This window comes from Clostridium aciditolerans (genome assembly GCF_016316925.1).
Taxonomy (GTDB): domain Bacteria; phylum Bacillota; class Clostridia; order Clostridiales; family Clostridiaceae; genus Clostridium_AM; species Clostridium_AM aciditolerans.
This window is the reverse complement of record NZ_JAEEGB010000037.1, coordinates 20,612-35,355: the sequence shown is the minus strand read 5'-3', so window position 1 is coordinate 35,355 and position 14,744 is coordinate 20,612. Positions and strand designations below refer to the sequence as shown.

General features: G+C 31.0%; 14 protein-coding genes. 13 read left to right on the top strand and 1 reads right to left on the bottom strand.

Annotated elements, in window-relative coordinates; genetic code table 11:
* The first annotated feature begins 69 nt into the window (after positions 1-69).
* The 3 genes from I6U51_RS20005 to I6U51_RS19995 all read left to right on the top strand — a co-directional run bounded on the left by I6U51_RS20005 (position 70) and on the right by I6U51_RS19995 (position 2,479).
* On the top strand, positions 70-747 hold the full coding sequence (locus I6U51_RS20005) for an HD domain-containing protein (protein WP_246517537.1): 678 nt from the start codon (positions 70-72) through the stop codon (positions 745-747).
* 71 nt (positions 748-818) lie between these two features.
* Entirely contained in the window at positions 819-1,298 is a 480-nt protein-coding gene (locus tag I6U51_RS20000; RefSeq protein ID WP_211144334.1) for a hypothetical protein, read from the top strand.
* 38 nt (positions 1,299-1,336) lie between these two features.
* Positions 1,337-2,479, top strand: coding sequence for an iron-containing alcohol dehydrogenase (locus I6U51_RS19995; protein ID WP_211144333.1), 1,143 nt, complete (start codon positions 1,337-1,339; stop codon positions 2,477-2,479).
* A 656-nt stretch (positions 2,480-3,135) separates the two neighbouring features.
* Here I6U51_RS19995 and I6U51_RS25475 read toward each other — a convergent pair.
* A complete protein-coding gene (locus I6U51_RS25475; RefSeq protein WP_464204168.1) occupies positions 3,136-3,246 on the bottom strand; it encodes an iron-sulfur cluster assembly accessory protein in 111 nt (36 codons plus the stop codon).
* 472 nt (positions 3,247-3,718) lie between these two features.
* Here I6U51_RS25475 and cysS point away from each other — a divergent pair, with 472 nt between their 5' ends.
* The 10 genes from cysS to I6U51_RS19945 all read left to right on the top strand — a co-directional run bounded on the left by cysS (position 3,719) and on the right by I6U51_RS19945 (position 14,621).
* Positions 3,719-5,131, top strand: coding sequence for a cysteine--tRNA ligase (gene cysS / locus I6U51_RS19990; protein ID WP_211144332.1), 1,413 nt, complete (start codon positions 3,719-3,721; stop codon positions 5,129-5,131).
* Positions 5,132-5,685: 554 nt separating this feature from the next.
* Positions 5,686-6,942 carry an FAD-dependent oxidoreductase gene (locus I6U51_RS19985; RefSeq protein WP_211144331.1) on the top strand — a complete coding sequence of 419 codons (1,257 nt, stop codon included), beginning with the start codon at positions 5,686-5,688 and terminating at the stop codon, positions 6,940-6,942.
* Positions 6,942-8,180 carry an NAD-dependent dihydropyrimidine dehydrogenase subunit PreA gene (gene preA, locus I6U51_RS19980; RefSeq protein WP_211144330.1) on the top strand — a complete coding sequence of 413 codons (1,239 nt, stop codon included), beginning with the start codon at positions 6,942-6,944 and terminating at the stop codon, positions 8,178-8,180. Before I6U51_RS19985 ends, preA begins: the two co-directional genes overlap by 1 nt.
* Before the next feature lie 46 nt (positions 8,181-8,226).
* Entirely contained in the window at positions 8,227-8,730 is a 504-nt protein-coding gene (locus tag I6U51_RS19975) for a DUF1097 domain-containing protein (RefSeq protein ID WP_211144329.1), read from the top strand.
* A 157-nt stretch (positions 8,731-8,887) separates the two neighbouring features.
* The gene (gene hydA / locus I6U51_RS19970) at positions 8,888-10,273 is read left to right on the top strand and encodes a dihydropyrimidinase (RefSeq protein ID WP_211144328.1); all 1,386 of its coding nucleotides are present in this window, start codon (positions 8,888-8,890) and stop codon (positions 10,271-10,273) included.
* A 341-nt stretch (positions 10,274-10,614) separates the two neighbouring features.
* Positions 10,615-11,040: a MarR family winged helix-turn-helix transcriptional regulator gene (locus I6U51_RS19965; protein ID WP_211144327.1), complete on the top strand. Its 426-nt coding sequence runs from the start codon at positions 10,615-10,617 to the stop codon at positions 11,038-11,040.
* A gap of 99 nt (positions 11,041-11,139) precedes the next feature.
* Positions 11,140-11,385 (top strand): hypothetical protein, encoded by a 246-nt coding sequence (locus I6U51_RS19960; protein WP_211144326.1) that lies wholly within the window; start codon positions 11,140-11,142, stop codon positions 11,383-11,385.
* A gap of 274 nt (positions 11,386-11,659) precedes the next feature.
* Positions 11,660-12,517 (top strand): potassium channel family protein, encoded by an 858-nt coding sequence (locus I6U51_RS19955; protein WP_246517535.1) that lies wholly within the window; start codon positions 11,660-11,662, stop codon positions 12,515-12,517.
* 99 nt (positions 12,518-12,616) lie between these two features.
* A complete protein-coding gene (locus tag I6U51_RS19950) occupies positions 12,617-13,783 on the top strand; it encodes an alanyl-tRNA editing protein (protein WP_211144324.1) in 1,167 nt (388 codons plus the stop codon).
* Positions 13,784-14,021: 238 nt separating this feature from the next.
* Complete coding sequence (locus tag I6U51_RS19945; protein WP_211144323.1) at positions 14,022-14,621, top strand: molybdenum cofactor guanylyltransferase; 600 nt, start codon at positions 14,022-14,024, stop codon at positions 14,619-14,621.
* Positions 14,622-14,744: the final 123 nt, after the last annotated feature.

Genomic DNA, 14,744 nt, shown 5'->3' with positions numbered 1-14,744 from the left:
TCAATTATTTTGGTATAATTAGTAAAAGAGTAGTTCGGATAACATATGCTAAGCTGAGGTGATATGAATATGAGCTTTTATAAAGCTAACGAAAAAGAATTTAGAAGAATAGTTTTGGAAACAGCGGAATTTGTAAGAGAAAAACTAGAAGGGGAAGGCTCAGGACATGATTGGTGGCATGTTTATAGGGTTTGGAAAAGTGCTTTATATATCTCAAAATATGAAAATGCTGATTTGCTTACAGTAGAGCTAGCCGCGCTGCTTCATGATATAGCAGATTGGAAGTTCTATAATGGAGATGAAACAATTGGACCTAGGATTGCCGTAGAATGGTTGATAAAGCAAAAGGTGGACTGTAAAAGAATTGAACATATAGCAAGTATTATAAAGGGCATATCTTTTAAAGGAGCGGAGGTTAAGGGCGGAATGAGCACTATTGAAGGTATGATAGTGCAGGATGCGGACAGGCTAGATGCAATTGGAGCTATAGGTATAGGAAGAACTTTTGCATATGGAGGACATAAAGGAAGGGAGCTATACAATCCAGATATAAAGCCAGTGTATCATGAAAGTTTTGAACAATATAAAAAAAGTCAAGGCACTACAATAAATCACTTTTATGAAAAGCTTTTACTTTTAAAAGATTTGATGAATACTGCTAGAGCAAAGGAATTAGCAGTTAAAAGACATGAATTTATGGAAGGATTTTTAAAACAGTTTTATTCGGAGTGGAATGGCGAATTTTAAAAAATATTCCTTGAAAATTTTAATATACTAAAAATGAACAATTTCTAATGTATTCTGAGGGGGATAGTATTATGGTGCGGAAAATATCATTAATACTTTTATTCATTATTATAAGTGTTTTTGTTGTTGCATGTAAAAAAGAAACAACCATATTAGCTTATCCAGAGAAAATTATAATTTATAGAAATGGCACAAAACAAGTACTGAATCAATCTAATCCTAGTTTTAATAACATCATAATGCTTACTAACAAACGGTTTAATAATATATATACAGAGACGATAGATGTAGATGATAAATGTATCCAAAACGCAAAAGATGATGGTATTGATATAGAATTTATTTATGCTCAAGAGCAGGAATTTAATGTTGTGGCAGAGGGGTTGAAACAGTTTAAGTATACAAGACTATTTTTCCCGTTATCTGTTAAAAATGATAAGAAGAATGATCAATATTTAATGTATTATGGAAATGGAAAAAAGTATTTAAATAATCCAATAGTAAATTTATCACCATCAGAAGACTTAATAAAAATAATAGATAAATTGTAATCAATAACTTAATCATTAGATAGGAGGCGTAAAATATCATGAAGAAGTTAACCTTTGGAGGAAAAAATATAATAACAGGTGAGGGAGCTTTGGAATACCTTAATAATATAAATGGTGAAAAAGTAGTAATCGTAACTGGTGGTAAATCTATGTTTAAAAATGGAACTATTGAAGGTATAGATAAAGTGCTAAAGAAAAATAATTGTGAACTCTGTATCATATCTGGAATAAGGAAGAATCCTGATACAGAAGAAGTAATATTAGGTGTAGAGAAGATGAAGGAATTCAACCCCGACACTGTGATAGCGGTTGGAGGAGGCTCATCAATGGATGCTGCAAAGGTAATGACCCTATTATATGAAAATGAACATATAAGCTTCGATAATATACTTTCAATAGAGCTTCCAGAGAAGAGAAATAAGGTTAAGCTTATTGCAATACCATCTACATCTGGAACAGGAAGTGAAGTTACAAAGGCAGCGGTAATAACTTTTAAAAAGGATAAGATAAAAATAGGCATTAAGACAGATGCGTTTATTCCAGATATAGCCATTTTAGACCCTAATATAACTGTGACTATGCCAGATAACATAGTTGCAGAAACAGGTATGGATGCTATAACTCATGCAGTAGAATGTTATATAAACCACAATTTAGATGATTTTACTGAGTGTATCGCTAAAGGTGCAGTAGAAGGCTTGTTTAAATACCTGCCGCTTTCATACAAAGATAAAACTTTAGAAGCTAGAGAAAAGGTACATCATTATCAGTGTATTGCTGGATTGGCATTCGATAATGTTGGGCTTGGCATGGCTCACGGTATTTCACATGCATTAGGAGGAAAATTTGATCTAGGCCATGGTATCGCTAATGCTATTGTGTTACCCTATGTGCTTAAATATAATTCAAGAAACGAAACAGTAGCAAAAAAGCTAAAAATACTTGCAAAGGTTATAAATAGTTTAGATTTTATTGAATCAGTTAAGAGTATTAATAATACATTAAACATTCCTAAATCTCTAAAAGATGTAGGAATATCAGAAGAGGATTTTAAAAATAGTTTTGAAATTTTAGTAGAAAATTCATTAAAAGGATCAACAAGGGTTAACCCGGTTAAAATTTCAGAGGAGCAAATGAAAGAATTACTTAACTGCATATATTATGGGTATACAATAAAGTAAAGCATAGATATAGATAAGACAACAATCTAAGTTGATAATTTTTATCCGATGACTTACCCGCTCTAATACTCCCATCGCACTCTGTGAAAGCGATTCGCATCAAATCAAAGATTTGGGCTCTCTGCTTTTATTTAAGTGGGAGTAAAGAGCGGCTATGTCCCTGGATAACGACTTCTAAGCTTCAGATGGAGTCAAAACTCCACCTGAAGCCAAGAATTCTGTTTATAGAAGAAGAGAAAAAATAAATAGTTGAGAGTTGACAATGGATAGTGGACAGTTATGGATGATTTTCTTATGTTATACTTCAGAAAATCATCCTTCACTCTCAACTGTTAATTCTCAACTCTCAACTAAAAATTATTCACTTCAAACTTAAAAATTGCCAGTACACATTAGTGTACAAGTTAACGAGCCGTTCAGTAGACTATATGTAGTTAGCCACAAGTTGAGCAGCTTCCGCCACATTCCCCGCCGCCTGGCTGTATTTCGCTTTCTATAGAGAAACCTCCACGACCATTTTCACTTCCGGATTTTAATGTGAAACTTCCATATTGATTAACAAGATCTTTATCTACAATAAAAGTTAAATCTTTTATTTGTTCAGTAGCGTCGTTTTCTTTTTGTTCATCCAGAACAAGATTAAATGCTGGACCGCTTCAGCCCATGCCTGCTAAATAAACTCTAATGACATTGGAATCGATGTTGTTATTTGCTAAGAGCTCTTTAAATTCTGCATAAGCTATATCGCTCATATGAATAACTGCCATATATATTACCTCACTTTACATTGAATTTTTATTTTACTTGTTACTAACAAGTAACAAATATTAATTAATAAAGCATTGTATAAACGCTCCTACTTAGTTATAATAATATAAAATAATAGAAAACTCAACTATTATAATTTTCTATAGTATATTATGTGATTTCAGTACAATCGACATACTATAAAATTTAAGTATTTCTTATAAATAATAAAAACTAAAAATGTTGCATTATTTTAAATTTGTGGTAATATTTATATAAGATTAGTGTTTGAGGAGGTATGTGAAATGTTTTGTTGTTGTTGTAGAAATTATTTAATGAAAGCTTTTAAATCACATAGGACCTGCGCACTATCTCTATATTTAATATAAGTTAAATAGATTTTTCTTACCGCAGGTATATATTTATCCTGTGGTTTTTATTTTAATTAAAGAATTAAAATATATGATATAAAGAATGGAGGATGTAATAGATATGGATTTTTTTGTGTACAATACCATGTCCGGGAACAAAGAAAAGCTTATACCTGTACAAGAAGGAAAAGTGGGCATGTATACATGTGGACCTACTGTCTACAATTATGCGCACATAGGAAATTTAAGAACATACATATTTGAGGATGTTCTTAAAAAGTCCTTAAGATATATAGGACATAACGTAAAGCATGTTATGAATATTACTGATGTAGGACATTTACAGTCAGATGCAGATACAGGCGAGGATAAAATGGAGCTTGGAGCACAGCGTGAAAATAAAACTGTATGGGAAATTGCTAAGTTTTATGAAAATGCTTTTCTTGAGGATTGTGACAAGTTAAATATTGAAAGACCAACAGTCATATGTAGAGCAACGGAACACATACAAGACATGATTGATTTAATAAAAAGACTAGAAGAAAAAGGCTATACATATATATCTAATGGAAACGTATATTATGAAATTGATAAATTCGAAGATTATAATGAGCTTGCAAATTTAAGTATAGAAGAATTGGAAGCAGGAAGCAGAGTAGAAGTGGATGAAGGCAAGAAAAATCCTTTAGATTTTGTTCTATGGTTTACAAATTCTAAATTTAAGAATCAAATAATGCAATGGGATTCTCCTTGGGGAAGAGGCTTTCCAGGGTGGCATATTGAGTGTTCAGCTATGTCAATTAAATATTTAGGAGAAACAATAGATATTCATTGTGGTGGAGTTGATCATATACCTGTCCATCATACCAATGAGGTTGCTCAATCAGAAGGGGCACTTGGACATAAGTGGGTAAATTATTGGATGCACGGAGAATTTTTAGTACTTGACGGTGGAAAGATGTCTAAATCAAAAGGTGATTTTTTAACGCTTTCAAAAATTGAAGAGAATGAATTTAGTCCTTTAGATTATAGATATTTTTGTTTGCAATCTAGATATAGAAAGCAGTTGGTTTTTAGCTTTGAAGCATTAAGGGATGCACAGAATTCTTACAAAAAGTTAAAGAGTAAGGTGTCATCTATTATAGATGCTTTGCAAGAAGAGGAAAGATTAGATGAAAATAAAATCAACTTATACAAAAGTGAATTTGCTGAACAAATTAGTGATGATCTAAATATGGCTAATGCTTTAACTGTATTGTCAAAAGTTATAAAAGATAGTCAATTAACTAATAGAGAAAAGTACACATTAATTGCAGATTTCGACAAAGTTTTATCACTCGAATTGACAAAGGAAAATAGCGAAAAGGATATGAAAGTTGATGAAAACTTAATAAGCAGACTTATAAAAGAAAGAAATGAAGCTAGAAAAAATAGAAACTGGGTTAGGGCAGATGAAATTAGAGATGAATTACAAGCTATGAACATCGAACTAATTGATTCAAAGCTTGGAACTGAGTGGAAAATAAAAAAATAATGCATTTATATAAAAAGAAAATGTCATATTTTAGACATTTTCTTTTTTTTTATATTTTTAAATCATAATAAACTTATACATAATATTGTGAAAGATTGTGCAATTAAATTATAATTTTTTATATAAATTACTTATAGATAAAAATGAAATTTTAAAAAAATTAAAATATATTGATTATTTTGTGAAAAAATAATTTGAAAAATTAAATTAAATTAATTATAATGCAGAAATAATTACAAAATATTTGTAAAGAATTTTTTGAAAAATAACAAAATGTTAACATTAAATTTAAAATAAAAAGGTATGTGCATCGAGGAATTGCTAAAGTTTCTTTGGATTTATTAAAAAACATAAAAATATAAAGAATATTCAAAAATGAAAAAAATGTCGTAATAAAAAAACAGCAAATGTCGTTTAAAGAAAAAATGTGTATATAGAAAGGGTATGGTACATTTAAAAAATTGATGTTATTATATTCACATAAAGCAGAAAATGATATAAGTCATTCGCTTTAATTCAAAATACACATAATTTTGAAAGGGGAAAATATAGAAATGGAAAACGGAAAGTACTTAGAAGAAACAAAAAAACCATTCACACCTTTGCTAGCGATTGAAGAAGCTGCAAGATGTCTATTATGCCATGATGCACCTTGTAGTAAGGCATGTCCAGCAGGGACAGATCCAGCTAAATTTATACGTTCACTTCGCTTCAGAAACTTAAAGGGTGCAGTTGAAACTATAAGAACAAACAATCCTCTTGGAGCAGTATGTTCAAGAGTTTGCCCTTACGACAAATATTGCGAAGGAGCTTGTAGCAGATGCGGAATAGACAAGCCGATTAGAATTGGAGAGCTTCAAAGATATTTAACTGACTACGAACAATCTATAAATATGAAAGTTTTGGAAAAAGTAGAATTGGATAAAGAAAAAGTAGCAGTAATTGGAGCAGGACCAAGTGGTCTTACTGCAGCGGCAGCTCTAGCACTAAAAGGATATAAAGTTACTGTTTTTGAAGAAAAAGATGTTTTAGGTGGATGGTTAAGTTATGGAATACCACCTCAAAGATTACCACAAGAAGTTGTTGAAAATGAAATCGATTATATAAAAGAACTAGGTGTTGAATTTAAAACAGGTTGTAAAGTAGGAAAAGATTTAAGTATAGATAGCTTAAGAGCTGAAGGATATAAGGCATTCTTAGTTGCATGTGGAATGCAAAAAGGAAAACTTGTAGATATTAAGGGCTCAGATTTAGAAGGAGTTGTAAACGGAGTAGACTTCTTAGCACAAGCTAAGACTACTAAGGGTGATGTTAAAGTTGGAAATCATGTAATCGTTATTGGCGGCGGAGACGTTGCTATGGACTGTGCATCAACAGCAAAACTTCTTGGTGCTGAAGATGTTAAGATTGTTTACAGAAGAACAATTGAAAAAATGCCAGCTAGCTCTGAAGAGAAAGAATATGTTAGCTCATTAAATATTCCAATTTTCACAGGATTTAAACCAGCAGAAATTACAGGAAAAGACGGAAAAGTTACAGCTTTAAAAGCTGAAGGAATGTTTGATGCTTCAAAAATGGAATTAGGTGCAGATATGGTTATATTTGCAGTTGGACAAGAAGCAGAGAATGTTGATGGAATTGCAGATCTTAAATCAACAGATGTATTTACATCAGGAGATATAGTTGAAGATGATAAGACAGTTGTGCAAGCTGTTGCATCAGGTAAATTAGCTGCAGAAAAAATCGAAGCTTTCTTAACAGGAAAAGCAGGATTAGACGAAGCAGCATCAGCTAAGGAGGGTGTAAGATAATGAAAAAAAGAGATCTTTCAATAGAATTTTGTGGAGTAAAATGTGAAAATCCATTTTTCTTAGCATCATCACCAGTTGGAAATAACTATGATATGTGTGCTAAGGCTTTAGAATCTGGTTGGGCTGGAGTAGTATTTAAAACTGTAAACTCAGAAAAAATGATAGAAGTTTCACCACGTTTTGATGCTACAAGAAAAGAAGGAACTCCTTTCGTAGGATTTAAAAATATGGAACAGGTTTCTGAGCACTCACTTGAAGAAAACCTAAGAGATATGAAAAAGCTTAAAGAAAATTATCCAAATAAGGTTTTAATAGCTTCAATAATGGGAGCTAGTGAAGAAGAGTGGACAAGACTTGCTCAACAAGTTACTGAAATAGGAGCAGACATAATAGAATGTAACTTCTCATGTCCACAAATGACAACTCATGCGATGGGATCAGACGTTGGACAAAACCCTGAATTAGTTAAAAAATATTCAGCAGCAGTAAGAAAAGGAACTCATCTTCCAGTACTTGCAAAAATGACTCCAAACATAGGAAACATGGAAGTGCCTGCAAGAGCTGCAATAGAAGGTGGAGCTACAGGTATAGCTGCTATAAATACAATAAAATGTATAACTGGAGTTGATCTAGATAAGCAAGTAGGTCTTCCAATAGTAAATGGTAAATCATCAATATCAGGATATTCAGGAAAAGCTGTTAAACCAATAGCTTTAAGATTTATAGCTCAAATGAAACAAGATGCAGCGCTTAAGAATGCTCCAATAAGCGGTATTGGTGGGGTAGAAACTTGGGAAGATGCTCTTGAATTCATAATGCTTGGATCAGGAACTGTTCAAGTTACTACAGCTATAATGCAGTATGGATATAGAATAGTTGAAGATATGATAAGCGGAATACAATACTATATGGAAGAAAAAGGAGTTGAAAAGCTTCAAGACTTAGTAGGTTGTGCACTTGACAATATTGTACCTGCTGAAAACTTAGATAGAGATTATATAGTATATCCAAATTTCAACCACGATAAATGTGTAGGATGTGGAAGATGCTATGTTTCATGTTATGATGGAGCTCACCAAGCTATAGTTTGGGATGCAGAAACTAGAAGACCATCACTTAAACAAGAAAATTGTGTAGGATGCCATTTATGTTCATTAGTGTGCCCAATAGAAAAGTGCATAACTAAAGGAGAAATAAAATTCAAAGATTTCGGAGTAGAAAGAGAAATAGCTCTTTAATAAAGATATATAATTTTTTATTATTGAGACACGAAGGGGAGATTTTATGGACGCTTTAATAGCTAATGCCATAAGCATGGGGATATTGGCATGGATATGGGCCAATGTAAGTGCAGCAATAGGCGCTGCTACTTGGGCAGGATTCATGGGAACTACAACATATTATGCATCAGGTCAGCGCTTTATCAAAGGATGGGTAAGAGGCATAATAGCAAACATGGTTGGAGTATTATGGGCTATAGTTTGCGTAGAAGTTTCAAAGGTTCTTCACCTTCCAAATATAGTTGCTATTATGACAGGAGTTATTTCCTTTGGAATAGTTGCACAAGCTAAATGGAAAACTTTGTCATTCATACCGGGTGTATATATTGGTTGTTCAACAACTTTTGGTATGCTTGCTATGAATAATTCTTACATGACTACAGCGGCAGCACTATTAATGGGTTCTGTTGTAGGTATTCTTTCAGATGCTGGCGGAGAGTTGATAGTAAAACTAACAACTAGAAAGAAAGAAGAAGATATCGAAGATAGAGCTCAAGAACAAGCATAAAGACTTTAATTAATTCATCCATATAAGATGTTTATCTTATATGGATGAATTTTAAAGCATATAAACGATAAAATATAACTTCTGATAAAAAATTATAAATAGGTCTATTAAAGTTTGGATATGTAATATGTTTATCCTATATTAGGAGGGAATATAAATGAGTAAATTTGATTTAGTAATAAAAGGTGGAACTGTAGTAACAGCTTCTGATACTTTTAAAGCAGACTTAGGTGTCAAAAATGAGAAAGTTATAGAAATTGGAATAGATTTATGTACTGAAGGAGCAGAAGTAGTTGATGCTTCTGGCAAATATGTTTTCCCAGGTGGAATAGACCCACATACTCATATGGATATGCCATTTGGTGGAACTTACTCAAGTGATGACTTTAAAACTGGTACAATTGCAGCAGCTTGCGGCGGAACAACTACTATAGTTGATTTTGCTATACAACAAAATGGTAAGACATTAAAGGATGCTACTGATACTTGGCGTGAAAAAGCAGATGGTAAGGCAGTTATTGACTATGGCATTCATATAAGTGTTACAGATTTAAATGATGATATTTTAAATGAAATGCCTGAAATAATAAAACAAGGCTATTCAAGCTTTAAGATGTTTATGACATATGATGGCTTAAGAGTAGATGATGGAACGATAATAAGAACTTTAATGAAAGTAAATGAAAGTGGTGGACTTGCTTGCGTTCATGCGGAAAATTACTATGTTATCGATTATCTTACTAAAAAGTTCCGTGAAGAAGGAAAAGGAGAACCTATCTATCATGCATTATCCCGTCCAGATCTAGCAGAGGGAGAGGCTGCTGGAAGAGCAATAAAACTTGCAAAAATTGCAAATGCACCTCTTTGTATAGTTCACAATAGCTGTGAAGCATCAGTTTCTGAAATTGCACGTGCTAGAGCAGAAGGATATCCAATAATCGGAGAAACTTGTCCTCAATACCTATTATTGTCAGAAGATAACTATAGAGAACCAGATTTTAATGGAGCTAAATATGTAATGTCACCTCCATTAAGAGATAAGAAAAATTGGCCAACTATGTGGAAGGCATTAAAAGATAATACAGTACAATTTGTGGCTACAGACCACTGTCCATTCTTCATGAAACAAAAAGAAATGGGAAAAGAATTCTTTGCTCAAATTCCAAATGGAGCTCCAGGAGTAGAGCTTAGAATGTCATTAATGTACACTTATGGAGTAGCAGAAGGAAAATTTGACTTAAATAGATTTGTACAAGTAACTTCAACTAACGCTGCAAAAGTATATGGAATGTACCCACAAAAAGGTACAATAGCAGTAGGAAGCGACGCTGATATAGTTGTGTTTGATCCAAATGTTGAAATTGTAGCTACAAAATCAATGCTTCATGAAAATGTAGACTATACACCATATGAAGGATTTAAATTGAAAGGTGCTCCGGTAGTTACAATAAGCAGAGGAAGCATTGTTGCAAAAGATGGACAATTTGTTGGTAAGGAAGGCGCAGGTAAATTTGTTATAAGAAAAGCACCTACATTAATTTAATAATGTAAATGCTGTTATATTCATCGACCCCTTATTGAGTTACTCAAAGGTAAGTTTAGAATAAAGTAAGAAATAAATTTAAGAGGTTAGCGCTGAGTTAACCTCTTAAATTTATTTCTTATAAAATTCTTTGATAAGATTTACTAAGAAAGTATTTAAAGTATCTTTAGTAATGCAAATATGTACATCTGCATATACATAAAGCAAGTATCGGGCTAAGATATTTATCCGATGCCAAGAACTATGTTTATAGGGATAAAATAGTTTTTATTAAAAAGGTTGATTATGGTATTGCATATAAGTAAAATAATATTAAGTAAATAAATAAGCAGGAGGAAAAAATGTTCGATTTAGATACATGTATAGCATTTATAACAAATAATGCAGCAAAAAAAATATCAGATGAATTTAATGATAGATTAAGTGAATTAGGAATTACAAGAGTTCAATGGATAGCGCTATATTACCTGGGAAAACATAAAAGTATTAGTCAAATTGAGCTAGCAGATCAAATGGATATAAAGCCATCCACTACAGCAAGACTAATTGATAGAATGGAGAGGGATGGATTTGTAAAAAGAGAAAGATATATTAATGATAGAAGAACAGTAAATTTAATGCTCACTGATAAGGGAAGAGAGTTTAGGGAAAAGTTGTTCCCCGTTGGAGAAAAAATGAGTGAGGATGTCTCTAAGGGCATATCAGAAGAGGAAATAGAGGTATTTAAAAATGTATTAAAGAAAATGGTTGATAATATTAATGAATAGAGTACACTTCTATAAAATGGTTGGTATGCTAACTGTTAATACTATAGAGCTAAGGTATATTATAATGTATTGAATATTATAATAAGGAGATGGAATTAAATGAAGTATAAGATAGGTCAAAAAATTGAGTTTACAAATAACTTTACAGTTGAGCTTGAAAAAGGTAAAAAGGCTAGAATTGTAAAGGGTGATAAGGCTATGGTTGTGAGAAAAGTAGATGAAAATTCAGGTGAAATAGTATATATTACTGGTGAAGCATCTGGGTTGAGCCAGATAATAGCGATTAATGTTGATGAAAAAGTAGATGCAGATTATATAGCAGGAAAAATTATTAATAATTTATAGTAAATACAATGTAATTTAAAGTAATTATACTAAAAATTTATCTCAAAGCCTTATGTTTTAAAACATGGGGTTTTTTTATTTGCAAGGTGTTGGATAATCATAGATATCCAACTTGAGTGCTTGACTTATTAGCGATATTCATAGGGGTACATCTTCTGTGCTGTTAATAATTTTGTTAAGAATACTACAGTTGAGCTTATAATAAAATTAATTAAAGAGAGTAAGTAAATATAAAAGGCGGAAGTATATGAAATTAATAACATATATCTATAAAATGCGGAAAAAGAACCTTTTAATGATATTGGGAGCGATGTACATACTAACTTTAATTGCTTTTGGAATAGCATACTGGAAAATAGCTAATATGTCTTCTGGAGAATTTTTTATATTCCAAAATGATATTAATATGAATACAAAGATAAGTGCCTTTAAGAAGAAGATGAAAATAAGTATTTACAACAGGGACTTTAATAATGTTGTAAGTAAATTAATTGCTTCTGAAGAGTATAAAAGACCTATAGTTAAGATTAGAACTGATAAAGACAAAAATATGTATTCTTTTGCTTTTGATGAGCCTTTAGGAGAAAACTGGGCCAACTATTATTATTTATTGCTTCAAGGAAAAGGTATTACGCATATGAAGATTGAAAGTTCAGAAGAACAAATTATAAATAGAAGAATTCCTACCTATAAATTAAATATATCATTGTATAGAACATCTCAAAAAGATAATAATGAAAAATATATAATATATGATAAAGAAGAAAATAAAAGCTTACAAAAACTGACTGCAATAACAATTTGGGTAAAAGGATATCCAACTATTCATGAGGAATTATTTAAAGCAGAGGACTGCTTTTATCCTTTAAATTTTTATTTTGTAAACCTTATGGAAAATTCTATTTCATTTATAGATGATAGCCCATTAGTATTAAAAAATGTAGCTAATGGAAGCTTTAAATATCCAATGTGGAATTTTTTATACTTCAGTGCTGTAACTATTACTACATTAGGTTATGGTGACATTCTTCCTAATTCTACTATGGTTCGTGTTCTTGTAATGTTTGAAACGATATTTGGTGTAGTTATTATAGGGATGTTTGCCTCTTGTTTATTTTGGAATCGTAAGTGATTATGTGATAAAATAGAATATGGTGATAAAAATATTGCTTGAAAATTAAAACTATAATAACATTAAATTTGTTTATAATGCAGAGGGGAGTTGTTTAATTTGACAGAAAAACTATTTTATAATGATCCTTATTTAAAGGAATGCCAAGCGGAAATTGTCGATATAATTAATGAAGACAATAAAATTTTAGTGATTTTAGATAAAACAATTTTTTATCCTGAAGGAGGTGGCCAGCCTTCTGATACTGGTGAAATTAATGGACTAAAAGTTACATATGTATTTGAAAATAACGGCATTATTTACCATGAAGTAGAAAAAGTTCCAGAGGGAAAAATTGCATCATGTAAAATTGATTTTGATAGACGTTTTGACCATATGCAGCAGCATTCTGGGGAGCATCTGCTATCAGGGGCTATTTTAAAATTATATGGTGGAAATAATAAAGGATTTCATTTAGGTGTTGATTATGTAACTATTGACATTGATATGAATGATATTGATGAGCAAATGGTAAATAAAATAGAAGAAGAAGTTAACCAGTACATATATTTAAATCAATCATTTAACACGTATGTGGTTTCAAAGGATGAATGCGAAAAGTTTCCTCTAAGAAAACAAATAAATGTTGATGAGGATATAAGAGTTGTAGAAGCAAAGGACATGGATTGCTGTGCTTGTTGTGGAACTCATGTATTTAAAACCGGTGAGATTAGCATTGTTAAGATTATAAAAACTGAAAAATACAAAGGAATGACAAGAATATATTTTAAATGTGGAAAGAGAGCTTTAAAGGATTTTGAAAATAAACATGATATTGTGACTAAGCTTATTAGGAGTTTTTCTGCAAAAGAAGATGATATCATTGAAAGAATTGAAAGCCAGTGTATAGAACTTGATAGCTTAAGAAAAGAACTAGGGAAGCTGAAAAAAAACCTTGCAGAAGTTGAAGCAGAGAATATAATTGAAAATGAAAAAACTCAGGTAGTTTTTAGAAAGTACAGTAATAAAGATTTTGATGATATACAACTGATAGCTTCAGAACTTAGTATGAAAAGCTACATAATAATACTCGCATCCTTAAGAGACAATAAAATATTATTTTTAAATAAAACAGATAAAGACGTTAACTGTGGGAAAATATTCAAAGAAAACATAAAAGAATTTAGTGGAAAAGGCGGAGGAAATGCATCTAGAGCACAGGGGACTTTTGATAAGGAAGAGGATTTAGTAAAATTTTCAGAGTTTGTATATTCAACTTTAATATAAAAAAAGCGGCATGTTATGCTGCTTTTTTATATTAAGAAAATATATTCTGAAGTTCATATCTTCTTTAGAATAGGATCAATGAAAAGATTTGTACTTAATAGTTATTTTTAGCCTTATATTCGAAGTTTAAAGTTGTGAATTATTTTGGTGTTATGGTAATATTTAAATTAAGGTACTAGCTAGGGAAACTTATTAAACTAAGTACTAGCAAGTTAGCAATTAGAATGAGGTGATTTATATGAAGAAAGTTGGCACTGCTGTAATTCTATGTGGTGGAAAGAGCAGTAGAATGGGATTTGACAAAAGTAAGATAAAGATAGAGGGTAGATTACTTATAGAAATAATTGGTGAAAAGTTAGAAAAGATTTTTAATGAAATAATATTAGTAGCAGAGAAAGAAGACAAGTTTGAAAACTTAAAGTATAAAGTAGTTGAAGATATGGAAAAAAATTATGGTCCAGCTGGTGGAATTTATACAGGATTAAAAAACGCATCTTCTAAATATGTGTTCTTTTTAGCTTGTGACATGCCTAAAATTAATATAGACTATATAAAATATTTGATGAACATTATAGAAGATGATGAATGTGACGGTCTAATATGTAAGAAGAATGATTGGATTGAACCACTTCATGCTTTTTACTCAAAGGATTTAATTAAGGATTTTAAGAAGGGAATAGAAGAAAATAGCCTTGTTCTTTACGACATAATTAAAAATTCTAACATAAGATATATACCTGAGGAAATCACTAAAAAGTATAGTCCTGATCTAGATATTTTTGTAAATTTAAATTATGTTAAAGATTTAGGAATATTAGAAGAGATTTTTAATAAATAATTTAAATTATATGTATTTTAATGAAAAAGTTTGCTATCTATATTATAATTAAATATATATGACAAAAAATAAACAAGCACCTAAGTAGAATTATATGAAGCGAAACCTAAGCAATATAAGTTT

What these genes read in the sequence shown, in the direction of transcription:
- I6U51_RS20005 (WP_246517537.1), top strand. Translation starts at nt 70, where the DNA reads ATGAGCTTTTATAAAGCTAACGAAAAAGAATTTAGAAGAATAGTTTTG.
- I6U51_RS20000 (WP_211144334.1), top strand. Translation starts at nt 819, where the DNA reads ATGGTGCGGAAAATATCATTAATACTTTTATTCATTATTATAAGTGTT.
- I6U51_RS19995 (WP_211144333.1), top strand. Translation starts at nt 1,337, where the DNA reads ATGAAGAAGTTAACCTTTGGAGGAAAAAATATAATAACAGGTGAGGGA.
- I6U51_RS25475 (WP_464204168.1), bottom strand. Translation starts at nt 3,246, where the DNA reads ATGGCAGTTATTCATATGAGCGATATAGCTTATGCAGAATTTAAAGAG.
- cysS (WP_211144332.1), top strand. Translation starts at nt 3,719, where the DNA reads ATGGATTTTTTTGTGTACAATACCATGTCCGGGAACAAAGAAAAGCTT.
- I6U51_RS19985 (WP_211144331.1), top strand. Translation starts at nt 5,686, where the DNA reads ATGGAAAACGGAAAGTACTTAGAAGAAACAAAAAAACCATTCACACCT.
- preA (WP_211144330.1), top strand. Translation starts at nt 6,942, where the DNA reads ATGAAAAAAAGAGATCTTTCAATAGAATTTTGTGGAGTAAAATGTGAA.
- I6U51_RS19975 (WP_211144329.1), top strand. Translation starts at nt 8,227, where the DNA reads ATGGACGCTTTAATAGCTAATGCCATAAGCATGGGGATATTGGCATGG.
- hydA (WP_211144328.1), top strand. Translation starts at nt 8,888, where the DNA reads ATGAGTAAATTTGATTTAGTAATAAAAGGTGGAACTGTAGTAACAGCT.
- I6U51_RS19965 (WP_211144327.1), top strand. Translation starts at nt 10,615, where the DNA reads ATGTTCGATTTAGATACATGTATAGCATTTATAACAAATAATGCAGCA.
- I6U51_RS19960 (WP_211144326.1), top strand. Translation starts at nt 11,140, where the DNA reads ATGAAGTATAAGATAGGTCAAAAAATTGAGTTTACAAATAACTTTACA.
- I6U51_RS19955 (WP_246517535.1), top strand. Translation starts at nt 11,660, where the DNA reads ATGCGGAAAAAGAACCTTTTAATGATATTGGGAGCGATGTACATACTA.
- I6U51_RS19945 (WP_211144323.1), top strand. Translation starts at nt 14,022, where the DNA reads ATGAAGAAAGTTGGCACTGCTGTAATTCTATGTGGTGGAAAGAGCAGT.